We start from the raw sequence: 23,560 nt of genomic DNA on the forward strand, positions 1-23,560 counted from the left end.
TCGTTGACGATCGCTTCCAGATCCTTCTGCAGATCGGCGAACAGCGGCTGCATGCGCGTCTGGATCGCCACCATCACGTTCTGCATCAGCGCCGGGGTCTTGTCGAGCAGGCTCTGGCCGGCCGGGCTCTCGTAGAACTCGGCCATGGCCAGCACGTCTTCCTTGCTGAAGGTCTTCTTGTACAGGTCCACGTACATCGGCCGCAGCTGCTGCCACGACAGTGCCTGGCGCAGGGTCTGGCTGGTACGGGCCTGGATGCGCTGCAGCTGTTCCTGCTGCTGGGCGTTGAGCTTGCGCTGTGCGGCGACCTGCTGGAACTGCTGCTGCTGCATCGCTTCGATCTGCGGCAGCATGGTGTCGATCATGCTCTGCGCACGCGAGGCCGACAGCAGGCGGTTGATGTCGCCATCGGTGGGGGCTGCGGCCAGCACCGGCGCGGTTGCTGCGGCCAGCACCAGCAGCAGGGTCGCGCGGCGCAGCAGGGAGGGAACGAAGCGGATCATGCGGAGCGTCCTGCAGTACACGGGATGGCAAGCATACCCCCGGCAAAGGCGAAGGCGGCGTGTTCGGTGCCTGATCGGCGGCATACGGGGCGTGATGGCAGCCACGGCAACGCGGCTGCCGCTACAATGCGCGGATGGGCAGTGGACCGGTCATCATCAGCGCGCAGCTTGAAATCCCCGACGGCGAGATCGTCGAGCGTTTCGTGCGTGCCAGTGGTGCCGGCGGCCAGAACGTCAACAAGGTCTCCACCGCGGTGGAACTGCGTTTCGACGTGGCCGGCTCGCCCTCGTTGCCCGAGCCGCTGCGCGAGCGCCTGTTGGCGCGGCGTGACCGGCGCATGACCGGCGAAGGCGTGCTGGTCATCGACGCGCAACGTTTCCGCACCCAGGATCGCAATCGCGAGGATGCGCGCGAGCGGCTGGCGGCCTTCATCCAGGCCGGGCTGAGCGTGCCCAAACCACGCAAGGCCACCAAGCCGACCTTCGGGTCGAAACTGCGTCGTCTGGACGCCAAACGCGGGCGTGCGCAGATCAAGCGCGGGCGCTCATCACGTGACTGGGAGTGATTGCTTGAACAACCCGACGCCGTTGCTGCCGGCCATTCCGCCGAACATGCCGCAGGTCAAGCCCAACCGATTCCTGCGCTGGCTGGCGCGCTGCACGCTGCGCATGGGCGGCTGGAAAGTGACCGGTACGCTGCCGAACGTTCCCAGGCTGGTCTTCATCATCGCCCCGCATTCGTCCAACTGGGACGGGCTGTGGGGCATGGCCGCCAAGATCGCACTGGGCATGAAAGTGAAGGTGCTGGGCAAGGCCTCGCTGTTCTGGTGGCCACTGGGCCCGCTGCTGCACAAGCTGGGCGTGATCCCGCTGGATCGCAGTTCGCCGCAGGGCACTGTCGGCCAGGCCGTGGACCTGCTGCGCAACAACGAGAAGATGTGGTTCGCCATCACCCCCGAGGGCACCCGCAAGGCGGTGAAGGACTGGAAGGCCGGCTTCCTGAAGATTGCGAGGATGGCCGACGTGCCGATCCTGGCCGCGTATTTCCACTACCCGGAAAAGATCATCGGCATCGGCCCGCTGTTCACGCCGACCGGCGATGACGCCGCAGACATGGCGACCATCCGCGAGTTCTACCGGCCCTGGATCGGCAAGACCCGCGGCACGGTCTGAGCCAGCCGCCGCCGGCAGCGTAGACGCCACGTCCGGCACATGCCGGGCGCCCGTGACAGGAGTAGGGTGGACGGCTGCCATCCCGTACCGTCTGCCCAAGGAGCGTTTTACATGTCGCGTACCGTAGTCCTGGCCGCCGCCATCAGCCTGGCGCTGGCGGCTTGTTCCGGCAAGGAGTCCACCCCCGTGTCCGAAGCCCAGAATGCACCGGCCCAGCAGCCGGCCGAAGCCTCCACCAATCCGCTGCTGACCGCCAGCAGCCTGCCGTTCCAGGCACCGCCGTTCGACAAGATCAAGGACAGCGATTACCTGCCGGCCTTCGAAGAAGGCATGCGCCAGCATCTGGCCGACGTGCGCAAGATCGCCGACAGCGCCGAGCTGGCCACCTTCGACAACACCATCGTGGCGATGGAGCGCAGCGGCGAGACCCTGACCCGCGTGTCGCGCATCTTCTTCGGCCTGGTCCAGGCCGACACCAACGATGCCCGCCAGAAGATCCAGGAAGAAGTGGCGCCGAAGCTGGCCGCGCACCAGGACGAGATCAACCTCGATCCGAAGCTGTTCGCGCGCGTGAAGTCGCTGTACGACCAGCGCGAGACGCTGGGCCTGGATCCGGTGCAGAAGCGCCTGGTCGAGCATTACTACGACGGCCTGGTGCGCGCCGGCGCGCAGCTGTCCGACGCCGACAAGGCGAGCCTGCGCAAGCTCAACGTGGAAGAAACCACGCTGTCCACCCAGTTCCACACCCGCTTGGTGGCTGCAACCGCCGCTGCTGCGGTCGTGGTGGACGACAAGGCCAAGCTGGCCGGCCTGGACGAGGGCGCGGTCAACAATGCCGCCGCCGCCGCCAAGGACCGCAAGCTGGAGGGCAAGTACCTGCTGCCGCTGCAGAACACCACCCAGCAGCCGGTACTCGGTTCGCTGACCGACCGCGACCAGCGCGCCGCCGTGCTGAAGGCTTCGGAAACCCGTGCCGAGCGTGGCGATGCCAACGACACCCGGCAGACCGTGCAGCGCCTGGCCCAGCTGCGTGCGCAGAAGGCCAAGCTGCTCGGCTTTGACACCTTCGCCGACTACCAGCTGGGCGACCAGATGGCCAAGACCCCGGCGGCCGCACTGAAGCTGCTGACCGACACCGTGCCTGCCGCCACCGCCAAGGCGCGTGCCGAAGCCGGTGAGATCCAGAAGGTGATCGACGCCCAGAAGGGTGGTTTCCAGGTGGCCGCCTCGGATTGGGATTTCTACGCCGAGCAGGTGCGCAAGGCCAAGTACGATCTGGACGAGTCGCAGATCAAGCCGTACTTCGAGCTGGACAACGTGCTGCAGAACGGCGTCTTCTACGCCGCCACCCAGCTGTACGGCATCACCTTCAAGCCGCGCACCGACATTCCGACCTACAACCCGGACATGAAGGTGTACGAAGTGTTCGACAAGGACGGCACCTCGCTGGCCCTGTTCTACACCGACTACTTCAAGCGTGACAGCAAGTCCGGTGGCGCCTGGATGGACGTGTTCGTCGAACAGGACGGCCTCACCGGTGCCAAGCCGGTGGTCTACAACGTCTGCAACTTCACCAAGCCGGCCGCCGGCCAGCCTGCGCTGATCAGCTTCGACGACGTCACCACGATGTTCCATGAGTTCGGCCATGCACTGCATGGCATGTTCTCGAACGTGAAGTACCCGTCGATCGCCGGTACCGCCACCTCGCGCGATTTCGTCGAGTTCCCGTCGCAGTTCAACGAACACTGGGCGCTGGACCCGAAGGTGTTCGCCAACTACGCCAAGCACTACAAGACCGGCGAAGCGATGCCGCAGGAGCTGGTCGACAAGATCCTCAAGGCGCGCAGCTTCAACCAGGGCTATGCGACCACCGAGTACCTGTCGGCGGCACTGCTCGACCTGGCCTGGCACACGCAGAAGGCCGATGCCCCGCTGCAGGATGTGGGCGCCTTCGAAGCGAGCGCGCTGAAGAAGTTCAAGGTCGACCTGCCGCAGGTGCCGCCGCGTTACCGCACCACCTACTTCGACCACATCTGGGGTGGCGGTTACTCGGCCGGCTACTACGCCTACTTCTGGGCGGAAGTGCTGGACCATGACGCCTACCAGTGGTTCACCGAACACGGTGGCCTGACCGCCGCCAACGGCCAGGAATTCCGCGACAAGATCCTCTCGCGCGGCAACAGCGTGGAGCTGTCGACCCTGTACCGCGATTTCCGCGGCAAGGATCCGTCGGTGGAGCCGCTGCTGAAGTTCCGCGGCCTGAAGTAAGCGCGGCCTGAAGTACGAAAAACAAAACGGCGGGGGCAACCCCGCCGTTTTTCATTGTGTCGCTCATCCACGCCATCCCACGCAATGCCCGCCTCCGCTGTTGCTGTTGTTGAGGTTGCCGGCCAGCGGCCGGCACTACCCCCGGGTGCCGGGCGCAGCCCGGCCATCACGTCCCTACATGCACCCGGTTCGCCTGCTCGGCCAACCCCAGGTGATCCAGCGCGATATCCAGCGCCAGCACATAGCTCTGCGCGCCATAGCCGGCTGCGATCCCCAGGCGCTGGCCCACGCCGGCCGGCAGGCACGGCTCGGCCACCGCGCCATCGTCATGCACTTCCACGTACGCGTTGTGCAGGTAGGGCAGCAGCCGCTGCAGGCGCAGGCTGTCGGCACATGCGCCCGGATCCAGCAGCGTCACCTCGCCACGGCTGTGGTCGGCCACGCGCAGCGCGTCCAGCAGTTCCTGCTCCGAACCGCAGGCGCGGATCGCCACGCTGGTGCCCGCATCGATCGCACGGTGCACCAGTGATTTCAGTACCGGCGCCGGCAGCGGCGCGGCGGTGCGGATCAACGCGCCAGCCGCTTCCGGGCCACGGATGATGAAGATCGACATGGCTCAGCCCTCCCGTGCCAGGCGACGGCTGACGATGGCCAATGACAGCGGATAACCCGCCTGCTGGCTGCGCTGGTCGACCACCACGGCGGCCGGGCCGTGCTGCAGGCGCAGGCGCGCTTCCAGGCCGGGCTGGTGTGGCGACTGCAGTTCGATGTACTCCGCCGGCAGACCGTCCAGCGCCGCCTGCAGCGCACCGCCCTCGGCACACCATTGCGCCTCGTCGGCGACGCCGACATCAAGCAGCACCCAGTCCGCGGTGCGCGCCTGCGGCTGGCACAGGCACTGGCGCACATCGGCCAGGCTGGCGCAGTCGGTGCACAGCACCGGATGGCCGGACAACTCGGCCGGCAGCAGCGGACGCGGCACCGACGGCGACGCATGCCGGATCACCAGGAGGGTCATACAACACCTTGCGCAAAGCGCCCTGCGGCGCGGTAGGCACACGATGCGCGTGGGGGCCGTAAAGGTGCGATGCCCAGTTCCCGGCCCGGGCGTAAAACCTTCATAACGTCCGGCCGGAATGCACCCGGTGGATGCCGACCGTTGGTCGGCAAGGGCGTGGAGACCTGGATGATGCCCGGGAACCTCACGCCTGTCCTGGCGGTCTGACGCCCACCCACCACCCGGAGCCTGACATGGATGCTGTAGCCCGCCCGCCGTTCCCAGAGCGCGCGCTCACCTGGCTGAAGAAGGAGGCACTGCCGCTGCTGGTGATGCTGGGCCTGCTCGCTGCCGCCCGCGACACCCTCGCCAACCACTACGTCGTGCCCAGCGGTTCGATGCAGCCGACGCTGCAACCGGGTGACCGGGTGGTGGTGGACATGCGCGCCTACGGCCTGCGCCTGCCGTTCACCAGCCAGGAACTGCTGGCTACCGGCACGCCGCAGCGGGGTGAGGTGGCCGTGTTCGATTCACCGGCCGACGGCACCCGCCTGATCAAGCGCGTCGCCGCCGTGGCCGGCGACCACGTGCAGCTGCGCGATGGCCACCTGAGCATCAACGGCCAGCCGCTGCAGATCGCCGACCTGGCCGACACCGAAGCTTTCGGTGAGCGCCGCGCCAGCCTCGATCTGGACAGCGGCGGTGGCCCGGACATCGCGGACCTGCAGGTGCCCGCCGGCAAGGTGCTGGTGCTGGGCGACCATCGTGGCAACAGCTTCGACGGTCGCTTCTTCGGCTTTGTCGATGCGGACACGATCTATGGTCGCGCAGTGGCGGTGTACTACCGCCGTGGCGACGGCTTCGAGTGGCAGCGGCTGTAAGCTTATCGATATGCCAGAAGTATCAATCATGACCTATCAGGTTATGGATCGACTGGATGGACGGGCCTAGTCTGGGGCCCGTCCCCTCCAATCCGGCCGCCCCCACGGCCCACCGCTCCCATGACTGGCGATACCCCGGCGGCCCTCGCCGACCGTCCCCGTACTGACCACGCTCCCGTCGACACCCGCATCCAGCAGGGGACGCCGGCCTTCCGCCGCACCGCGCTGGCGCTGTTCCTGGCTGGCTTTTCGACCTTTGGCCTGCTGTACACGGTGCAGCCACTGCTGCCCGAGTTCAGTCGCCACTTCGGTGTGTCTGCTGCCGGCAGCGCGATGTCGCTGTCGCTGACCACCGGCACCCTGGCCGTGGCCATGCTGCTGGCGGGCCTGCTGTCCGATGCGGTCGGCCGGCGCCCGCTGATGATCGTTGCGTTGCTGGCCTCGGCCACGCTGTCGCTGTGCACCGCACTGGTCGACGACTGGGCCACCCTGCTGGTGCTGCGCACCCTGTTGGGGCTGGCATTGAGCGGCGTGCCGGCGGTGGCGATGACCTACCTGGTTGAAGAGATGGACAGCCGCGCGCTGGGCCTGGCGATGGGCCTGTACATCGGCGGCAACGCCATCGGTGGCATGAGCGGGCGCCTGCTGGCCGGCATCATCGCCGACCACTGGGGCTGGCGCTGGGGCATCGGCGTGGTCTCGATCATCGCCATGGCCAGCACCGTGCTGCTGTGGCTGCAGCTGCCGCCTTCGCGCCACTTCCAGGCCAGTCGCAGTGGCCTGCGCCAGCTGCCCGCGCGCTGGCGCACGCTGTTCGCCGATCCCGGCCTGCCGTGGCTGTTCGCCACCTCGTTCGTGCTGATGGGTGTGTTCGTCACCCTTTACAACTACCTCGGTTACCACCTGTTGGCGCCGCCGTACCACCTCAGCCAGACCGTGGTCGGGTTGATCTTCAGCGTGTATCTGGTCGGCACCTTCAGTTCGGCGTGGATGGGCCAGCAGGCCACGCGCCATGGACGCGGTCGCATCCTGGCGATCTCCTTCGGCCTGATCGCCGCCGGCATCGTGCTGCTGGCGATGCCGTGGCTGCCGGCGATGGCAGTGGGCATCGCGCTGGTGACCTTCGGTTTCTTCGGTGGCCATTCGGTGGCCAGCAGCTGGGTCGGCAGCCGTGCTGGTTCGATGCGTGCGGAAGCGTCGGCGCTGTACCTGTTTGCCTACTACCTGGGCTCGAGCGTGCTGGGCGGCGTGGGGGGGCTGGCCTATGCCGCATGGGACTGGCTGGGCGTGTGCGCGTTCGCCGCGCTGCTGACCCTCATCGGTGGTGGCATCGTGTGGGCGCTGCAGCAGCGCGCGCCGCAGCCGGTGACCGCCTGACGCCCGCCGGGCATGGTCCCGGCGCTACCTGGGTGGGCCAGCGGTAGCGCCGGGCCGTGCCCGGCGAGCGCGCAGCGCGGCACTTCACGCTTCGGCAAACGCCTCGCGCAGCAGCCCGGCGAAATTGCGGATCAACGGTGTCACCCCCTCGCGGCGCCACGCCAACTGCACTTCCGAATGCGCGCCGGCATCGGCCAGCGGCACGAAGCGCGCACCTTCCACCCGGATGTGGTCGCACGACGAAGGCAGGATCGCCGCACCCAGTCCCGCAGCGGCCAGGCTGATCAGCGTTGACGCCTCACCGGCTTCCTGCACGATGCGCGGGGTGAAGCCCGCTGCCGCGCACAGCGCGATCATGTGGTCATGAATGCCCGCCCCGGCGCTGCGGCGGAACGCCACGAACGGTTCCTGCGCCAGATCACGCAACGCCAGCGTGCCGCCTTTGGACAGTCGACGCAGGGCAGGGTGGTCGGCATGCACGATCAACGCCAGCGGATCGACGAACAGGCTGTGCGCCACCAGCTCGGCCGGCAGCGTGCGCTTGCGGATGATGCCCACATCCAGGCTGCCATCGAGCAGCGCATCGATCTGCTGCAGGGTGTTCATCTCGCTCAGCTGCAGTCGCACCTGCGGATACTGCTGGCGGTACTGCAGGATCGAACGCGGAATCTGCGGTGACAGCGGCGTGGCCCGGGTCAGGCCGATACGCAGCTCACCCTGCTCGCCACGCTGCGCGCGCTGCACTTCATCCACCGCAGATTCCACCTGCTGCACGATGCTGCGCGCACGTTCCTGCAGCAGTTCCCCCGCAGCGGTCAGCTGCACACGCCGATGGCTGCGCACGAACAGGCGCGCACCGATCAGTTCCTCCAGCTGCCGGATCTGCTGGCTGAGCGGCGGCTGCGACATCCCCAACCGCTCGGCCGCCTGGCCGAAGTGCAGGGTATCGGCAACGGCGAGGAAGTAGCGCAGGTGGCGAAGTTCGATGGACATGGATGCAGTCTATCCAGCCCGACGCCGGGAATCGTCATCCACGCATGGCGTGGATCAACCGTGTCGACCAAGGTCGACACCCACCAACAGCAGGCCATGCCGTTCCGACGGATCGCGGAAATCTGTCAGAGGTGGGGCGGTGGGGGTGGGCAGGACCGTTGGCGCCATGGATGGCGCCATCGAGCCCCCAAGGACGGGTTTAGGGCGTGTCCTGCCCACCCACACCGCCCCGCCATCCCACGGAATCCCGCTGTTGCCTTTGACGTTGCCGTTGCCTTTGACGTTGCCGTCGATTCGGCAGGTGCAGGGCGCAGCCCTGCCGACAACCCCTCACCGCTCCGAATGCCCGCTCTGGTCGTAATCGCGCGGGCTGAACAACTCTGGCTGGATCAGCTCGATGAACGCCCGCGCCTGCGCCGACAGCGCCTTGCCACGCCGCACGATCACCCCATAACTCCGCTCCGGGAACCAGCGCTTCATCGACCGTGCGGCCAACCGTTCGCGGTCAGCATCGTTCAGGCACAGCGCCGGCACGATGGAAATGCCCATGCCCATCGCCACGTACTGCTTGATCACCTCCCAGCCGCCCACTTCCAGCGCAACGGTGTAGGCGATGCGGTGACGCTGGAACACCTGGTCCACCAGCCGGTAGGTGATCTGCCGTTTCGGCGGCAGCACCAGCGGGTAACGGGCGATGTCGGCCAGTTCCAGCTCGCCGCCGCTGGCCAGCGGATGGTCATGCGGGGCGATCAGCACCTGTTCGAAACGGTAGGCCGGCGCATAGCTGAGGTCGGCCGGCACATCGGTCATCGAGCCGATCGCCAGGTCGGCGGCATCCTCGCGCAGCAGGTCGGTGCCGTCGGCGCTGATGGCGTTGTGCAGGGTCAGGCGTACGTCGGGGTAATGCTGGCGGAAGCGTTCGACGATCTTCGGCAGCAGGTACAGGATGGTCGAGCTGTTGGCAGCGATGTTCAGCTCGCCTGCGTCCAGCCCGCGCACCTTGTCGCGGAAGCGCGCTTCCAGGCCGTCCAGGCTCTCTACCAGCGGCTGCGCCATTTCATACAGCAGCTGGCCCTCGCGGCTGGGTACCAGGCGCCGGCCGCTGCGCTCGAACAGCGGTACCCCCAGCTCACGCTCCAGCGCCTGCAACTGCAGGCTGATGGCCGGTTGGCTGACGAAAAGTGCCTCAGCTGCCCGTGAGACTGAGCCCAGACGCACCGTCTGGCAGAACGCGCGCAGCGGCTTCAGTCGATCGGATTTGTAGGAAAAACGGGGGCTTGGCGGGGTGCGCGTGGTCATGGCGTCACAAGTATTAGCACAAGTTATGTAAAGCATTGCAAAAACTGTTTTGCCAAATACAGGGCTGCGGCCGCACGGTGGAGTCGTTCCCCCACGCTGGAGTCCTGCCATGTCCGCCGTCGCTTCCGCTGTTCCCTCCACCGCTGCCAAGGCCACGCCGGGCATCGCCCTGGCGACCCAGGTGGCGGGCCAGGCCACCGTGCTGCCGGCGCCGTTGCTGGCCCTGCTGGTGTCCCTGCACCGGGCAGTGGAACCCGGCCGGCAGGCGCGGCTGCAGGCCCGTCGCGAGCGCCAGACGTTCTTCGATCAGGGCGGCCTGCCGGACTTCCGCCAGGACACCACCGCGATCCGCAGCGGTGACTGGACCGTGGCGCCGCTGCCGGCCGCGCTGCAGGACCGTCGCGTCGAGATCACCGGCCCGACCGACCCGAAGATGGTCATCAACGCGCTGAACTCCGGCGCCAAGGTGTTCATGGCCGACTTCGAGGATTCGACCTCGCCGACCTGGCGCAACCTGCTGGCCGGTCAGCAGTCGCTGGCTGCTGCGGTGCGCGGCGACCTGCAGTACACCGCACCCAATGGCAAGCATTACGCACTGCGCCCCTACGATGAGCAGGCGGTGCTGATCATGCGTCCGCGCGGCTGGCACCTGGACGAAAAGCATGTGCGCGTGGATGGCCAGTTCCTCGCCGGCGGCCTGTTCGATGCGGCGGTGTTTGCCTTCCACAATGCGCGCGCGCTGCAGTCCAGGGACCGCGGTCCGTACTTCTACCTGCCGAAGCTGCAGAGCATGGAAGAGGCGGCGCTGTGGGAAACCGCGCTGTCGCACATCGAAGGCATGCTCGGCCTGCCGCACGGGCAGATCAAGGTGACCGTGCTGATCGAAACGTTGCCGGCAGTGTTCGAGATGGATGAGATCCTGCACGCCCTGCGCGATCGCATCGTCGGCCTCAACTGCGGGCGCTGGGATTACATCTTCTCGTACCTGAAGACCTTCCGCCGCCACGCTGACCGCGTGCTGCCCGAGCGTGGCCAGGTGACGATGACCCAGCCGTTCCTGAAGGCGTATTCGGAACTGCTGATCCAGACCTGCCATCGCCGCGGCGCACATGCGATGGGCGGCATGGCCGCGCAGATTCCGATCAACAACGATGCCGCCGCCAACGAGCAGGCGATGGCGCGGGTGCGTGCCGACAAGCTGCGCGAAGTGAGCGCTGGCCACGATGGCACGTGGGTCGCCCATCCGGCGCTGATTCCGGTGGCGATGGCGATCTTCGACGAGCACATGCCCACGCCCAACCAGCATCACGTGCTGCGCCAGGATGTGCGCGTGGGTCGCGATGAACTGATCGCGCGGCCACCGGGCACGATCACCCGCGCTGGCTTCGAAGGTAATGTCGAAGTCTGCGTGCGCTACCTGGCCGCATGGCTGGATGGCAACGGCTGCGTGCCGATCCACCACCTGATGGAGGACGCGGCCACCGCCGAGATCAGTCGCAGCCAGCTGTGGCAGTGGCTGCATACCCCGGGCCAGCAGCTGGACGACGGCACTGCCATCGATCTGGCGCTGCTCGATACCACCCTGGCGCAGCTGCCGGCGCGCCTCGGCGACACCTCGGCGCTGCCCGGTGGCGGCCGCATCGAAGAAGCCATCACCCTGCTGGCCGAGTTGAGCCGCAGCAACGAACTGACCGACTTCCTGACCCTGCCGGCGTACGCGCGCATCGACTGACCGCTGCATGCCGGTTTTCCCGCCGCTTCCTTCCCCGCTGCATCCGCACGAACCGAACTGGAGATAGACATGAGCACGCTGCCCACTGCCGAACAGATCCAGCACGACTGGGACACCAATCCGCGCTGGGAAGGCATCCAGCGCAACTACAGCGCCGCCGACGTGGTGCGCCTGCGTGGCACCGTCCATATCGAGCATTCGCTGGCCCGGCTGGGCGCGGAAAAGCTGTGGAAGTCGCTGCATGAGCGCGACTTCGTCAACGCGCTCGGCGCGCTGACCGGCAACCAAGCCATGCAGCAGGTGAAGGCCGGGCTGAAGGCGATCTACCTGTCCGGCTGGCAGGTGGCGGCCGATGCCAACCTGGCCGGGCAGATGTACCCGGACCAGTCGTTGTACCCGGCCGATTCGGTGCCAGCGGTGGTCAAGCGCATCAACAACACGCTGCTGCGTGCCGACCAGCTGCACCACGCCGAAGGCAAGGATGACATCGACTTCCTGCAGCCGATCGTGGCCGACGCCGAAGCCGGTTTCGGCGGCGTGCTCAACGCCTTCGAGCTGATGAAGGCGATGATCGAAGCCGGTGCTGCCGGCGTGCACTTCGAAGACCAGCTGGCCTCGGTGAAGAAGTGCGGGCACATGGGTGGCAAGGTGCTGGTGCCGACCCGCGAGGCGATCGAGAAGCTCAACGCCGCGCGCCTGGCCGCCGACGTGCTGGGCGTGCCGACCCTGCTGGTGGCGCGTACCGACGCCGAGGCGGCTGATCTGCTGACCAGCGACATCGATGGCAACGACAAGCCGTTCGCCACCGGCGAGCGCACCGTGGAGGGCTTCTACAAGACCCGCAACGGCCTGGACCAGGCCATCAGCCGCGGCCTGGCCTACGCACCGTATGCCGACCTGGTGTGGTGCGAGACCGGCAAGCCGGACCTGGAATTCGCGCGGAAGTTCGCCGAGGCGATCCATGCGAAGTTCCCCGGCAAGCTGCTGGCCTACAACTGCTCGCCCAGCTTCAACTGGAAGAAGAACCTGGACGACGCCACCATTGCCAGGTTCCAGAAGGAACTGGGCAGCTACGGCTACAAGTTCCAGTTCATCACCCTGGCCGGTTTCCACGCGCTGAACTACGGCATGTTCAATCTGGCCCACGGCTATGCGCGCCGGCAGATGAGCGCCTTCGTGGAGCTGCAGGAAGCCGAGTTCGAAGCGGCCGAGCGCGGCTTCACCGCGGTCAAGCACCAGCGCGAAGTCGGCACCGGCTACTTCGATGCGGTGACCCAGGCGATCCAGCAGGGGCAGTCCTCGACCACGGCGCTGACCGGTTCGACCGAGGAAGAGCAGTTCCATGGCGAGCGCAGCGAACGGGCTGCGTGATCCGGTGTGCCGGCCGCTGGCCGGCACCCCTTTGTGTTCCCGCCGTCCTTGATGCTGTCGGCCAGCGGCCGGCGCGACCAGGGCTCGGGCTGATCAGGGTGGCCAGGGAAGGGCCAGACGACGCCGGCAGATCGGGGGATCTGCCGGCGTTGTTGTATCTGCGGCTGCTGCGACAATCGGCGTCGCGGTCACTGCAAGCTATTGATATGGCTTTCTTTCTTCCTGCGCCCAACGCGTGTGAATGGGCACGGATGAGTCATGCAGGGCGGGGCAACGCATCTTCACAAAACTGAGAAGCGGCGCACAGTTTGATTCACTGATATGCTCCGCGGCTCACCAGGGGACGCTGGCGGCGGGTGCAGGGAATGACCGGCAGGGGTGCGGCCGAGAACATCGACACGACAACCGGTATCGCCAAGGTGGCGATGGCCGAGATCGTGCATGCGCTGCTTTCCGACGAAGAGGTCGCCCTGTTTGCCCGGTTTGCCCAGCCCTGCAGGCTGCAGGCGGGCCAGTGGCTGTTCCACCGCGGCCATCGCGGCGAGTGCATGTACATCATCCTGGAAGGCCTGATCGAGCTGGATTTCGGCGAGGACCTGGTGCTCAAGACACTCGGCCGGCATGAGTTCTTCGGTGAGCTCGGCCTGTTGATGGGCGACCATCCGCGCAGCGCCAGCGCGCGGGTGATGGCCGACTGCCACGTGCTGGAGCTGGGACCGGCTGATTTCCATCGCCTGGTCGAGTCCGACCCGGGGCTGGTGGCCTACTTCCTGCGGCGCACGATCCTGCGTGTGCTGACCAACGAGCAGGCCCTGATCAGCCAGCTGCGGCGGCGCAACCACGACCTGGAAGCCGCGCTGGACAACCTGTACATCACCACCCACCAGCTGACCCACACGCGTGAGCTGGTGCGCACCGACGAACTGACCGGCCTGCACAACCGCCGTGGCCTGGCCCTGTTCCTGCAGGAATGCCGCACGCAGGAAGAGGGGCCGCCGCAGGCGCTGCTGCTGATCGATTGCGACCGCTTCAAGCAGATCAACGACCGCCACGGCCACCAGGCCGGCGACCGGGTGCTGCAGAGCATGGGCAACATCCTGCGCTCGATGGCCGGCGAACATGACCTGGCCTGCCGCCTGGGCGGCGACGAGTTCTGCCTGATCCTGCGCCGGGCCAATGTCGAGATCGTGCAGCACGCCGCTGAATTCATCCTCAGCGCGGTGCACGGCCTGCTCGAGCGCAGCCATGGCACCCCGCACGTCAGCTTGGCCAGCATCGGTGCCAGCCTGCTGGCCCCTGACGCGGACTGGAGCGAGTGGTACGCTCGCGCCGATCGTGCGCTGTACCAAGCCAAGCGCGCAGGCGGCAACTGCCTGCGGTGGACCGATGGTCCGGATGGACACTGAGCGGAGATCCTGGCGATGAATGGCGACAAGGGAACGTCGGCCCCGCATAACGCCCAGCTGCGGGCGCTGCTGTTCACCGACCTGTGTGATTCGCTGCAACTGGTGGAGCGTATCGGCGACGCTGCCGCAGCCACCCTGTTCCAGGAGCACGACCGTCTGGTGCTGGTGTTGCAGCATCGCTGGAATGGGCAGTTGATCGACCGTTCCGACGGTCTGTTCCTGCTGTTCGAACGCCCGGTGGATGCGCTCGGGTTTGCACTGGATTACCAGCGCGACCTGCAGGCACTGGGCGAGCAACGCAGGGTCGAGCTGCGCGCACGAGCGGGCCTGCATGTGGGTGATGTGCTGACCTGGGAAAACAGTCCCGAAGCGGTCAAGGTCGGCGCCAAGTCGATGGAAGTCGAAGGCCTGGCCAAGCCGATGGCCGCGCGCCTGATGACCCTGGCGCGCCCAGGCCAGATCCTGATGTCGGCAGTTGCCGAGTCACTGACCCGACGCGCCACGGATGCCTTGGGCGAGCGTGGCCAACGCTTGCTATGGAAGTCGCACGGGCGTTGGCGGTTCAAAGGCATGCCGACCGTCCAGGAAGTGATTGAAGTTGGCGAGATCGGCTTTGCTCCGCTGCGCCCGCCGCGCGCCAACGCCAAGGCACGGCGTGATCTGCCGTTGTGGCGGCAGCCGGTGGTGTTGCTGGCGGAAAGCCTGATCCTGGCTTCTGTGGTGGTGGGGGGCTGGTTCCTGCTGCGCCCGGAGCCGGCCATTGCATTCTCAGAGCGCGATTGGGTGGTGCTGGCCGACCTTGAAAATTTCACCGGTGAGCCGGTGTTCGATGAATCGACACGCCACGCGATCCTGATCGCACTGGAGCAGTCGCGCTACGTGAATGTGCTGTCCGAAGGCAAGATCCGCGAAAGCCTGGAAATGGCGCGCTTGTCCGGCGATACCCGCTTGAACCGCGGTGCAGCGATCGATGTGGCCATGCGCGAAGGCGCCCGAGCGGTCCTGCTGCCGACCGTACGCCCCAAGGCAGGGGGCTATCAGCTGGGAATCGACGTGGTGGCCCCCGGCAGCGGGCAGGTGGTGCGCAGCTTCACCGTCGCCGCCGACGGCCCCGACCAGATGATGTTCGCGGTGGACGATGTCGTCGGTCGTCTGCGCCGTGGCCTGGGCGAATCGGTGGCCAGCCTGGAGCAGTCCTTGCCGCTGCCGAAAGCCTCTACCCGTGACCTGCGTGCTCTGCGCGCCTATGCCCTGGCCGAGAATGCCCTGGGCCAGCGCCGCTTCGAGGAAGCACGCAATCTCTACCAGGCTGCGATCGACATCGATCCCGGTTTCGCGCTGGCCTACATGGGCGTGGCCAAGCTGCTGGCCCGCACCGAAGAAGGGCGGCAGGCCCGCGAGGCGATGCAGCATGCGCTCGCCCAGCAGGAACGCCTGCCACCGCGCGAGCGCCTGTACCTGAAGGCCTGGCAGGAAGAACTGGAACCGGGCGGCTGGGCCCTGGAGCAATGGCGGACGCTGGCCAAGGTCTATCCCGATTCCTTCGCCGGGCTGTCCAATACGTCCTGGCTTCTGTTGCAGGACAATCGTTTCAGCGAAGCCGAATCCTACGCACATGCGGCGTCCGTACCGCAGGATCCGCTGCGGCTGTATCCGATGGTGCAGTTGGCACGCATCCAGATCGCCCACAACCAACCGCAGCTGGCCGCCGAAACGCTGATGCAGGCACAAGGGCTGCGCGGCCGCGATGATCCCGATGACACCGGCGTCGATGTATTTGTGGCGCAGCGCCGTTACGTACAGGCCGGCCAGCTGCTTGTGAAGCTGCGCACCGGAGATGCGCTGGCGCAGCGGATGCGGCTGCGTGCACAGCTGCTGCTGGCTGCCGACCAAGGTGATTGCGCGTCGATGCAGGCGGCCGTGCGCGCGGACGCACCGGCACCTGAGCTTGCGGACATGCAGGTACAGCAGCGATTGCAGCACGCGAGCGTGACCACGTTGTGCGCGGCGGGCGACAAAGCCGAACTGCAGGCCATCGCAGCGCAGCTGCAGCCGCTGCTGGAAGATCGCGACGATCCCATGCAGCAGGCCCGCAGCCTGCAGTGGCTGGCCCTTGTCTATCTGGCTCAGCGGCAGGGACAGACCGATGTTGCCGAAGCCTGGCTGCATGCCAACGAGGCGCTGCTGCGCGCCCAGCGCAGCCCGATGGTCGGTAAATGGATGCGCGTGGTTGCGGCGATGGGCGAACTGCAGAGGCAACGGCCGGACGCTGCGCGGGCCCTGATCGAGCCGATGCTCGATGGCAGCGAGCCGGTGCAGGCGCACGTGGTACTGCTGCATGCGCTACGTGCGCAGAGCGATGAAACAGGCGTGCGCCGCGAGCAGGAATGGCTGGCCCGCCACCGTGGCCAGGCCATTGCCGAAGTCTCGGCGATGCAGGTCTGGCAGCCGCTGAACGTGCACGATGTATCGAGCTGGGCCGCACCGGTGAAGGCGGGCGGCGCGCCCTGAGCCGGTATCAGCCGCCGATGCAATCGTCGACTTTGCCTGCTTCGAAGCAGAACACCACATTCATCGCGGTCAGCGAGCTGGCGAGGTGTTTCTGCAGGCCGTCGCGAACGCGGCGAAGCTCCTCCACCGGGGCGAGCGAGTCGATCTTCATGCAGTCCTTCTCACCCAAGGCAGCATCCAGACCGATGCTGGAGAGGGCCTTGGCCGGCGATTCGGCGAAGCGTTCGCGGAAGGCTGTATCGTTGATGAGGTTGTCCAGCAGTACGCCGGCATCTTCGGCGGAAAGGCGAGGGTCGGTAGCCATGTCGATCATCCAGAGTAGAACTTACGGTATCGGCCACCAACGCTCGGCATTTAGGGCGATGTGTGCATTGCACAGAAGCGCCTCCACAGTACCGCGGCGGTTGCGGGCAACCCGCATACTACGGTTCCACTGGTGGATGATGAAAAATGCAGATCCGACGTTGCGCTATCGTGATGTTCGAACCCCGCAGCGAGGTCTCGCTGGACCTCTCCCTGCTGCTGCAGGGCCAGGCGGAACTGGTAACACGCATGCATTGGCAGGCCCTTGCCGCCCATCTGGACGCACCCGTGGAGGTGAGCATCGAGGAAATCGATGTGCTGGGCCGCATCGAGCCGGATCGTTGGGTGGAGCCTGCACAGGTCGGCCTCGAAGGCACTGCGCTGGCACGCCTGCTGGAGATCGGTCTGGTGATCAGCCAGGAGCCAGGTGAGGCTTCGCATCGTGACCGCGACCAGCGCGTGCGCGACGCCAACTGGTGGCCGCTGTCGGCGTTGCAGCACCGGATGGGACGCTGGGGCGGCATCAACAGCGCGCGTGAGATGCGCGAGCACAAGCTGGTCACGGCGCAGGATCTGCATGCCAGGTTCGGTGCACCGCCCGCCGCAGTGGATGCGCCCGGTACCGACCCCTTGATGTTGCCCGATACGCCTGACGATGCGCGCGACGAGCTGCTGCGAAAGCGTGCAACCTGCCGAAACTTCGACGCGCAGCGCGCGTTGGCGCTGCCGCTGTTGGCGCAGGTACTCAAGCGTACCGTGCAGGCACACGCCGCATTGCGGCCGGGTGATGGCATGGAGTTCCTGAAGAAGAACATTCCTTCCGGCGGCGGTCTGCATCCGTTGGAAACCTATGTGGTCGCTCTGGCTGTCGATGGTCTTGCGCCGGGCGTCTATCACTACCACCCGATGGAACACGCGTTGCGACCGGTCGCCGTTGCCACCGACGACCTGCGCACCTTGATGCTGGGTTTTGTTTCCGGGCAGGACTGGTTCGCCGACGCCCCGCTGCACCTCATCCAGGTGGCACGCTTCCCACGCAGCTTCTGGAAATACCGCCACCATCCAAAGGCCTACCGGGCGGTGCTGCTTGATGCGGGGCACCTGTCGCAACAATGGATGCTGTCAGCCACCGAGCTTGGACTGGCCGCTTATGTGACCGCGGCGATCAACGAGATCGACGTGGAGAAGGCGCTGGGGCTGGATGGCATCGATGCCAGCCCGGTGATGATATGCGGCCTGGGGTGGCGCGCGGACGCCCAGGTCACCAGTGAATTCGACCCGCTGCAGCAGGTCTGGCGCGGGTAGGCCGCTGAAGCAGCCGCGCCTGGCGTAGCTGCCAGGCGCGTCCGACTCGTCATGTGATGCGCCGTCAGGCCACCTGTTTCATGGCGTCTGGAGCCAACACCAATCCCAGTTGTTCCGACTCGAACATGAAGGGGACCTTGAAGGGACCACTGCACACCAGTGATGCCACGAGCTGGGAACGGACGGCGGAAAACTCTTCCTTGCTGGCCAGCACGCCGTGGATTGCACAGGGACTACCACCCGCCAGTGGCTGCAGAGCATGTCGAACCAGGGCTGCGGTGGGATCGACGGAGAATTCATTGCGGAACGCGTCATCGTCGCACAGCAGATCGAGCAGGCGTACGGCGTTCTCGGCGGACAGCGGGGGCTTTCGGTACATGATGACTCCTGTGATAGCCGAATTGATGGATGCGCCGCAGAGCGGCAAACGAAGCCTATCAGGTGGCGGCAAACTGCTGAAATGACCAGGGCATCGCATGTGCCGGGAGGGCAGCGCGTTGCAGGCTGTAGGTGAGAGGACGCTGTGCAAGTCCGTCCTCGTTCCGTAGGCGCAAGACGCCCAACGATTTCTGGGCCGGGCAGCGCCCGGCCCACCCCCATCACGCTGCTTCGAAATCCACCAGCACCGCTCCGTCGCCCACCTGGTCGCCGGCCTTGGCCCGATAGCCCTTCACCGTGCCATCGGCCGGTGCCTGCAGGGTGTGCTCCATCTTCATCGCTTCCAGCACCACCAGCGGCGTGCCGCGCTTGACCTGCGTGCCCGCCGCCACCAGCGTTGCGACGATCCTGCCGGGCATCGGTGCCAGCAGGCTGCCGGCATCGGCGCTGGCCTGCTCGGATTCGCCCACCGGGTCGTGCAGGGTGAAGCGGTGCTGGCCATCGCTGGCGAACAGGTACAGCTGATCGCCGTCGCGCTGCAGCTGCAGCCGCCAACGACGCTCGTCCATCTGCACCGACAGGGTCTGGCCATCGGCATGGCCGACCACCTGTTTCGGCGCTGCGTCACCGCACTGCACGCGCCAGCCATCGGCAGTGGTCCACACCTTCAGCGTGTGTGCCCGCTCTGCCTGCTGCAGCGGCACCGAGCGCGCGGCAGGCACGCCCAGCCGCCAGCCATCCTGTGCCTGCCACGGTGAATGCGGGTCGCGTGCATCGGCGGCAGCGGCAGGTGTGCTTGCTACGGCGGCGATCGCCGCCAGTTCCCACAGCGCCTGCTCACCGTCACCGGTGACCGCCAGTGCGGCCTGCTCGCGCTCGATCAGCGCGGTATCCAGCTTGGCGTTGGCGAACGAGTCGGTCTGCACCAGGCGCCGCAGGAAGCCGGCATTGGTGGTTACGCCCACCACCTGGCAGTCGGCCAGGGCCTGGCGCATGCGCCGCAGCGCGGCGTCGCGGTCCACGTCCCAGACGATCAGCTTGGCGATCATCGGGTCGTAGTACGGGGTGATGCTGTCGCCTTCTTCCACACCAGTGTCCACCCGCACGTTGGCCGACGGGGTCGGCAGGCGCAGGCGGCGCAGGGTGCCGGTGGAGGGCAGGAAGCCGCGGTCGGCATCTTCGGCATACAGGCGCGCTTCGAGAGCGTGGCCGTGGATGGCCAGTTCGTCCTGGCGCTTGGGCAGCGGCTGGCCAGCGGCCACGCGCAGCTGCCACTCCACCAGGTCGGTACCGGTGATGAACTCGGTGACCGGGTGTTCGACCTGCAGGCGGGTGTTCATTTCCATGAAGTAGAAATCGCCGTCCGGGCCGGCGATGAACTCTACCGTGCCGGCACCGACGTAGCCCACTGCGCGCGCGGCATCGACGGCGGCCTTGCCCATCGCGGCGCGGCGGTCGGCGCTCATGCCCGGGGCCGGTGCTTCTTCCAGCACCTTCTGGTGGCGGCGCTGCACCGAGCAGTCGCGCTCGAACAGATACACCGCCTCGCCCTGGCCACCGCCGAATACCTGGATTTCGATATGGCGCGGGCGCTCGACATACTTCTCGACCAGCACGTGGTCGTTGCCGAACGCCGAGGCCGCCTCGCGCTGGCAGCTGGCCAGCGCATCGACGAAGTCCTCGCTGCGCTCGACCTTGCGCATGCCCTTGCCGCCGCCGCCGGCGCTGGCCTTGATCAGCACCGGATAGCCGATGCCGTCGGCCTGGGCGCGCAGGAACTCCGGCGCCTGCTGGTCGCCGTGGTAGCCCGGCGTCAACGGCACGCCGGCCTTGGCCATCAGTGCCTTGGCTGCACTCTTGTCGCCCATCGCGCGGATCGCACTGGCCGGCGGACCGATGAAGGCGATGCCGGCCGCCACGCAGGCGTCGGCGAAGTCGGCGTTCTCGGACAGGAAGCCGTAGCCGGGATGGATGGCCTGCGCGCCGCTGCGGCGTGCGGCGTCGAGGATGGCATCGCTGCGCAGGTAGCTCTCGCGCGCGGCCGCCGGGCCGATGTGGATGGCTTCGTCGGCCAGCCGCACGTGGCGCGCATTGCGGTCGGCATCGGAATACACCGCCACGGTGGCGATGCCGAGGCGGCGGCAGGTGGCGATGACGCGGCAGGCGATCTCGCCGCGGTTGGCGATCAGGACTTTGCTGAACATGGCAACAGACTCGGTCATGGCACAGGTCACATGCGGAACACGCCGAAGCGCGTCTGCTGCGGGGGAGCGTTGAGGCTGGCCGACAGGGCCAGGGCCAGTACCCGGCGGGTATCGACCGGATCGATCACGCCGTCGTCCCACAGGCGCGCACTGGCGTAGTACGGGTGGCCCTGCTGCTCGAACTGGTCGCGGATCGGCGCCTTGAACGCATCCTCTTCTTCGCCCGGCCACTGCCCGCCCTTGGCTTCGATGCCATCACGCTTGACCGTGGCCAGCACGCTGGCGGCCTGTTCGCCGCCCATCACACCGATGCGTGCGTTGGGCCACATCCACAGGAAATTGGGCGAGTACGCACGGCCGCACATGCCGTAGTTGCCGGCACCGAACGAACCACCGATCACCACGGTGAACTTGGGTACCTTGGCGCAGGCCACCGCCATCACCAGCTTGGCCCCGTCCTTGGCGATGCCACCCTGTTCGTATTTGCGGCCGACCATGAAGCCGGTGATGTTCTGCAGGAACACCAGCGGAATGTTGCGCTGGGTGCACAGCTCGATGAAGTGCGCGCCCTTCAGCGCGGACTCGGAGAACAGGATGCCGTTGTTGGCGATGATGCCGACCGGATAGCCGTGCAGATGGGCGAAGCCGGTGACCAGCGTTGCGCCATAGCGCGGCTTGAACTCGTCAAAGCGCGAGCCGTCGACCAGTCGCGCGATCACTTCGCGCACGTCGTAGGGCTTGCGCGTATCAGCCGGGATCACCCCGTACAGTTCGTGCGCCGGCAGCAGTGGTTCTTCCACCGGCTGCAGCGCCATCGCCGCTTCGGGCTTGCGCCAGTTGAGCTGGGCGATGATCGCGCGCACCCGTGCCAACGCCTGCAGGTCGTTGTCGGCCATGTGGTCGGCCACGCCGGAAATGCGCGTGTGCACGTCGGCACCGCCCAGTTCTTCGGCCGTCACCACTTCACCGGTGGCCGCCTTCACCAGCGGCGGGCCGCCGAGGAAGATGGTGCCCTGCTCGCGCACGATCACCGTCTCGTCGCTCATCGCCGGCACATAGGCACCACCGGCGGTGCAGCTGCCCATCACGCAGGCGATCTGCGGGATGCCCTGCGCGGAGAGATTGGCCTGGTTGTAGAAGATGCGGCCGAAATGGTCGCGGTCCGGGAACACCTCGTCCTGCAGCGGCAGGAAGGCGCCACCGGAATCGACCAGGTAGATGCACGGCAGGTGGTTCTGCTCGGCGATCTCCTGCGCGCGCAGGTGTTTCTTCACTGTCACCGGGTAATAGGTGCCGCCCTTGACCGTGGCATCGTTGGCCACGATCACGCACTCCACGCCGCTCACCCGGCCAATGCCTGCGACCACGCCGGCAGCGGGCACGGCATCGTCATACATGCCGTGCGCGGCCAGCGGTGCGATCTCCAGGAACGCGCTGCCCGGGTCGAGCAGCGCATCGATGCGGTCACGCACCAGCAGCTTGCCGCGTGCGGTGTGCTTGGCCCGCGCCGCCTCGCTTCCACCCAAGGCGGTGCGGGCGAGGGTGGCGTGCAGGTCGTCGACTACGGCCTGCATCGCCGCGCGGTTGCTTTCAAATGTTTCGCTGCCCGGTTGCAGCTGGCTGCCTAGGATGCTCATGGGGTGCCTTACAGGGTGCGCTGGAACAGTTCGCGGCCGATCAGCATGCGGCGGATCTCCGAGGTGCCGGCGCCGATTTCATACAGCTTGGCGTCGCGCCACAAGCGGCCGGTCGGGTATTCATTGATGTAGCCGTTGCCGCCGAGGATCTGGATCGCCTGGCCGGTCAGCCACGTGGCCTTCTCGGCGGCGTACAGGATCGCGCCGGCCGCATCCTGGCGGGTGGTACGGCCCTGGTCGCAGGCGCGCGCCACGGCATAAACATAGGCGCGGCAGGCACCCAGGCCCACGTACATGTCGGCGATCTTGGCCTGGATCAGCTGGAAGCTGCCGATCGGCTCACCGAACTGGTGGCGTTCGTGCACGTACGGCATGACCACGTCCATGGCTGCAGCCATCAGGCCCAGCGGGCCGCCGGACAGCACCACGCGCTCGTAGTCCAGGCCGGACATCAGCACGCGCACGCCGCCGCCGACCGCGCCCAGCACGTTTTCTTCGGGAATCTCGCAGTCCTGGAACACCAGTTCGCAGGTGGGCGAGGAGCGCATGCCCAGCTTGTCCAGCTTCTGCGCGGTGGAGAAACCCTTCATGCCCTTCTCGACCAGGAACGCGGTGATGCCCTTGGCGCCGGCTTCGACATCGGTCTTGGCGTACACCACCAGCACGTCGGCGTCGGGGCCGTTGGTGATCCACATCTTGTTGCCGTTGAGCACGTAGCGGTCGCCGCGCTTGTCCGCGCGCAGCTTCATCGACACCACGTCCGAACCCGCACCCGGTTCGCTCATCGCCAGCGCGCCGACCTTGGCGCCGCTGCACAGGTCCGGCAGGAAGCGCTGCTTCTGCGCTTCGGTGCCGTTCTTGCGCAGCTGGTTCACGCACAGGTTCGAGTGCGCGCCGTAGGACAGGGCGATGCCGCCGGAGGCGCGGGAGATTTCTTCCATCGCCACCACGTGGGCCAGGTAGCCCATGCCGGTGCCGCCGTATTCTTCTTCCACGGTCAGGCCCAGCAGGCCCTGTTCGCCCAACTTGGGCCATAGTGCCAACGGGAACTGGTTGGTTGCATCGGCCTCGGCCGCGAGCGGCGCGACCTCGGCAGCGGCAAAATGGGCCACGCTCTGGCGCAGCAGGTCGATATCTTCGCCGAGGTCGAAGTTCAGGGATGGCACGTGCATTGCGATGGCTCCACGAGGGAAGGTGGGGAATGGACGCACCCGGAAGGGGA

General features: G+C 66.8%; 20 protein-coding genes. 10 read left to right on the top strand and 10 right to left on the bottom strand.

Annotation, left to right across the window (positions count from 1 at the left end):
* On the bottom strand, positions 1–503 hold a 503-nt coding region (locus ACUXVE_RS09535; protein WP_445514301.1), incomplete at its 3' end, for a DUF2059 domain-containing protein.
* A gap of 134 nt (positions 504–637) precedes the next feature.
* Here ACUXVE_RS09535 and arfB point away from each other — a divergent pair.
* From arfB to dcp, 3 genes are all read left to right on the top strand, one after another.
* Positions 638–1,069 (top strand): alternative ribosome rescue aminoacyl-tRNA hydrolase ArfB, encoded by a 432-nt coding sequence (arfB, locus tag ACUXVE_RS09540; protein WP_025875829.1) that lies wholly within the window; start codon positions 638–640, stop codon positions 1,067–1,069.
* Between the two features lie 4 nt (positions 1,070–1,073).
* Positions 1,074–1,676 (top strand): lysophospholipid acyltransferase family protein, encoded by a 603-nt coding sequence (locus tag ACUXVE_RS09545; RefSeq protein WP_222387967.1) that lies wholly within the window; start codon positions 1,074–1,076, stop codon positions 1,674–1,676.
* A 111-nt stretch (positions 1,677–1,787) separates the two neighbouring features.
* Complete coding sequence (gene dcp, locus ACUXVE_RS09550) at positions 1,788–3,944, top strand: peptidyl-dipeptidase Dcp (protein WP_222387966.1); 2,157 nt, start codon at positions 1,788–1,790, stop codon at positions 3,942–3,944.
* Between the two features lie 166 nt (positions 3,945–4,110).
* Here the strand turns inward: dcp and ACUXVE_RS09555 are convergent, their stop codons facing one another.
* Together ACUXVE_RS09555 and ACUXVE_RS09560 are read right to left on the bottom strand one after the other, a co-directional pair.
* Positions 4,111–4,557 carry a hypothetical protein gene (locus tag ACUXVE_RS09555; RefSeq protein WP_025875822.1) on the bottom strand — a complete coding sequence of 149 codons (447 nt, stop codon included), beginning with the start codon at positions 4,555–4,557 and terminating at the stop codon, positions 4,111–4,113.
* A gap of 3 nt (positions 4,558–4,560) precedes the next feature.
* Entirely contained in the window at positions 4,561–4,962 is a 402-nt protein-coding gene (locus ACUXVE_RS09560; RefSeq protein WP_032978120.1) for a hypothetical protein, read from the bottom strand.
* A gap of 233 nt (positions 4,963–5,195) precedes the next feature.
* Here ACUXVE_RS09560 and lepB point away from each other — a divergent pair, with 233 nt between their 5' ends.
* Entirely contained in the window at positions 5,196–5,822 is a 627-nt protein-coding gene (gene lepB, locus ACUXVE_RS09565; protein ID WP_445514302.1) for a signal peptidase I, read from the top strand.
* A gap of 120 nt (positions 5,823–5,942) precedes the next feature.
* Positions 5,943–7,199, top strand: coding sequence for an MFS transporter (locus tag ACUXVE_RS09570; protein ID WP_093820806.1), 1,257 nt, complete (start codon positions 5,943–5,945; stop codon positions 7,197–7,199).
* A gap of 84 nt (positions 7,200–7,283) precedes the next feature.
* On the opposite strand, the gene ACUXVE_RS09575 is transcribed toward ACUXVE_RS09570, so the two are convergent.
* Both ACUXVE_RS09575 and ACUXVE_RS09580 read right to left on the bottom strand, forming a co-directional pair.
* A complete protein-coding gene (locus tag ACUXVE_RS09575) occupies positions 7,284–8,192 on the bottom strand; it encodes a LysR family transcriptional regulator (protein ID WP_032978127.1) in 909 nt (302 codons plus the stop codon).
* 330 nt (positions 8,193–8,522) lie between these two features.
* A complete protein-coding gene (locus ACUXVE_RS09580) occupies positions 8,523–9,491 on the bottom strand; it encodes a LysR family transcriptional regulator (protein ID WP_033832747.1) in 969 nt (322 codons plus the stop codon).
* Positions 9,492–9,600: 109 nt separating this feature from the next.
* Between ACUXVE_RS09580 and aceB the strand changes: the two genes are divergently transcribed.
* The 4 genes from aceB (at position 9,601) to ACUXVE_RS09600 (ending at position 16,511) form a co-directional block, all read left to right on the top strand.
* Positions 9,601–11,223: a malate synthase A gene (aceB, locus tag ACUXVE_RS09585; RefSeq protein ID WP_445514303.1), complete on the top strand. Its 1,623-nt coding sequence runs from the start codon at positions 9,601–9,603 to the stop codon at positions 11,221–11,223.
* Positions 11,224–11,292: 69 nt separating this feature from the next.
* Entirely contained in the window at positions 11,293–12,594 is a 1,302-nt protein-coding gene (gene aceA / locus ACUXVE_RS09590; protein ID WP_025875808.1) for an isocitrate lyase, read from the top strand.
* A 365-nt stretch (positions 12,595–12,959) separates the two neighbouring features.
* On the top strand, positions 12,960–14,000 hold the full coding sequence (locus ACUXVE_RS09595; protein WP_080150337.1) for a GGDEF domain-containing protein: 1,041 nt from the start codon (positions 12,960–12,962) through the stop codon (positions 13,998–14,000).
* Positions 14,001–14,015: 15 nt separating this feature from the next.
* Entirely contained in the window at positions 14,016–16,511 is a 2,496-nt protein-coding gene (locus tag ACUXVE_RS09600) for a putative peptide modification system cyclase (protein ID WP_445514304.1), read from the top strand.
* 7 nt (positions 16,512–16,518) lie between these two features.
* Here ACUXVE_RS09600 and ACUXVE_RS09605 read toward each other — a convergent pair whose 3' ends face one another.
* Positions 16,519–16,815: an NHLP-related RiPP peptide gene (locus ACUXVE_RS09605; RefSeq protein WP_025875803.1), complete on the bottom strand. Its 297-nt coding sequence runs from the start codon at positions 16,813–16,815 to the stop codon at positions 16,519–16,521.
* A gap of 146 nt (positions 16,816–16,961) precedes the next feature.
* Here ACUXVE_RS09605 and ACUXVE_RS09610 point away from each other — a divergent pair, with 146 nt between their 5' ends.
* Positions 16,962–18,119, top strand: a complete 1,158-nt coding sequence (locus ACUXVE_RS09610; RefSeq protein ID WP_445514305.1) for a putative peptide maturation dehydrogenase — start codon at positions 16,962–16,964, stop codon at positions 18,117–18,119.
* Positions 18,120–18,183: 64 nt separating this feature from the next.
* Here ACUXVE_RS09610 and ACUXVE_RS09615 read toward each other — a convergent pair whose 3' ends face one another.
* The 4 genes from ACUXVE_RS09615 to ACUXVE_RS09630 all read right to left on the bottom strand — a co-directional run bounded on the left by ACUXVE_RS09615 (position 18,184) and on the right by ACUXVE_RS09630 (position 23,510).
* Entirely contained in the window at positions 18,184–18,498 is a 315-nt protein-coding gene (locus ACUXVE_RS09615) for an NHLP-related RiPP peptide (RefSeq protein WP_445514306.1), read from the bottom strand.
* 220 nt (positions 18,499–18,718) lie between these two features.
* Complete coding sequence (locus tag ACUXVE_RS09620) at positions 18,719–20,701, bottom strand: acetyl-CoA carboxylase biotin carboxylase subunit (protein WP_445514307.1); 1,983 nt, start codon at positions 20,699–20,701, stop codon at positions 18,719–18,721.
* Between the two features lie 26 nt (positions 20,702–20,727).
* The gene (locus tag ACUXVE_RS09625) at positions 20,728–22,338 is read right to left on the bottom strand and encodes a carboxyl transferase domain-containing protein (RefSeq protein ID WP_025875797.1); all 1,611 of its coding nucleotides are present in this window, start codon (positions 22,336–22,338) and stop codon (positions 20,728–20,730) included.
* A gap of 8 nt (positions 22,339–22,346) precedes the next feature.
* Positions 22,347–23,510, bottom strand: coding sequence for an isovaleryl-CoA dehydrogenase (locus ACUXVE_RS09630; protein ID WP_445514308.1), 1,164 nt, complete (start codon positions 23,508–23,510; stop codon positions 22,347–22,349).
* Positions 23,511–23,560: the final 50 nt, after the last annotated feature.

It is taken from the genome of Stenotrophomonas sp. 3(2025) (assembly GCF_052665395.1).

Excerpts from the sequence above, each read along its gene's own strand:
- ACUXVE_RS09625 (WP_025875797.1), bottom strand. The coding sequence starts at position 22,338 with ATGAGCATCCTAGGCAGCCAGCTGCAACCGGGCAGCGAAACATTTGAA.
- ACUXVE_RS09575 (WP_032978127.1), bottom strand. The coding sequence starts at position 8,192 with ATGTCCATCGAACTTCGCCACCTGCGCTACTTCCTCGCCGTTGCCGAT.
- ACUXVE_RS09620 (WP_445514307.1), bottom strand. The coding sequence starts at position 20,701 with ATGTTCAGCAAAGTCCTGATCGCCAACCGCGGCGAGATCGCCTGCCGC.
- ACUXVE_RS09555 (WP_025875822.1), bottom strand. The coding sequence starts at position 4,557 with ATGTCGATCTTCATCATCCGTGGCCCGGAAGCGGCTGGCGCGTTGATC.
- aceA (WP_025875808.1), top strand. The coding sequence starts at position 11,293 with ATGAGCACGCTGCCCACTGCCGAACAGATCCAGCACGACTGGGACACC.
- aceB (WP_445514303.1), top strand. The coding sequence starts at position 9,601 with ATGTCCGCCGTCGCTTCCGCTGTTCCCTCCACCGCTGCCAAGGCCACG.
- ACUXVE_RS09610 (WP_445514305.1), top strand. The coding sequence starts at position 16,962 with ATGCAGATCCGACGTTGCGCTATCGTGATGTTCGAACCCCGCAGCGAG.
- ACUXVE_RS09560 (WP_032978120.1), bottom strand. The coding sequence starts at position 4,962 with ATGACCCTCCTGGTGATCCGGCATGCGTCGCCGTCGGTGCCGCGTCCG.
- ACUXVE_RS09595 (WP_080150337.1), top strand. The coding sequence starts at position 12,960 with ATGACCGGCAGGGGTGCGGCCGAGAACATCGACACGACAACCGGTATC.
- arfB (WP_025875829.1), top strand. The coding sequence starts at position 638 with ATGGGCAGTGGACCGGTCATCATCAGCGCGCAGCTTGAAATCCCCGAC.
- ACUXVE_RS09615 (WP_445514306.1), bottom strand. The coding sequence starts at position 18,498 with ATGTACCGAAAGCCCCCGCTGTCCGCCGAGAACGCCGTACGCCTGCTC.
- ACUXVE_RS09630 (WP_445514308.1), bottom strand. The coding sequence starts at position 23,510 with ATGCACGTGCCATCCCTGAACTTCGACCTCGGCGAAGATATCGACCTG.
- lepB (WP_445514302.1), top strand. The coding sequence starts at position 5,196 with ATGGATGCTGTAGCCCGCCCGCCGTTCCCAGAGCGCGCGCTCACCTGG.
- ACUXVE_RS09600 (WP_445514304.1), top strand. The coding sequence starts at position 14,016 with ATGAATGGCGACAAGGGAACGTCGGCCCCGCATAACGCCCAGCTGCGG.
- ACUXVE_RS09605 (WP_025875803.1), bottom strand. The coding sequence starts at position 16,815 with ATGGCTACCGACCCTCGCCTTTCCGCCGAAGATGCCGGCGTACTGCTG.
- ACUXVE_RS09570 (WP_093820806.1), top strand. The coding sequence starts at position 5,943 with ATGACTGGCGATACCCCGGCGGCCCTCGCCGACCGTCCCCGTACTGAC.
- ACUXVE_RS09580 (WP_033832747.1), bottom strand. The coding sequence starts at position 9,491 with ATGACCACGCGCACCCCGCCAAGCCCCCGTTTTTCCTACAAATCCGAT.
- dcp (WP_222387966.1), top strand. The coding sequence starts at position 1,788 with ATGTCGCGTACCGTAGTCCTGGCCGCCGCCATCAGCCTGGCGCTGGCG.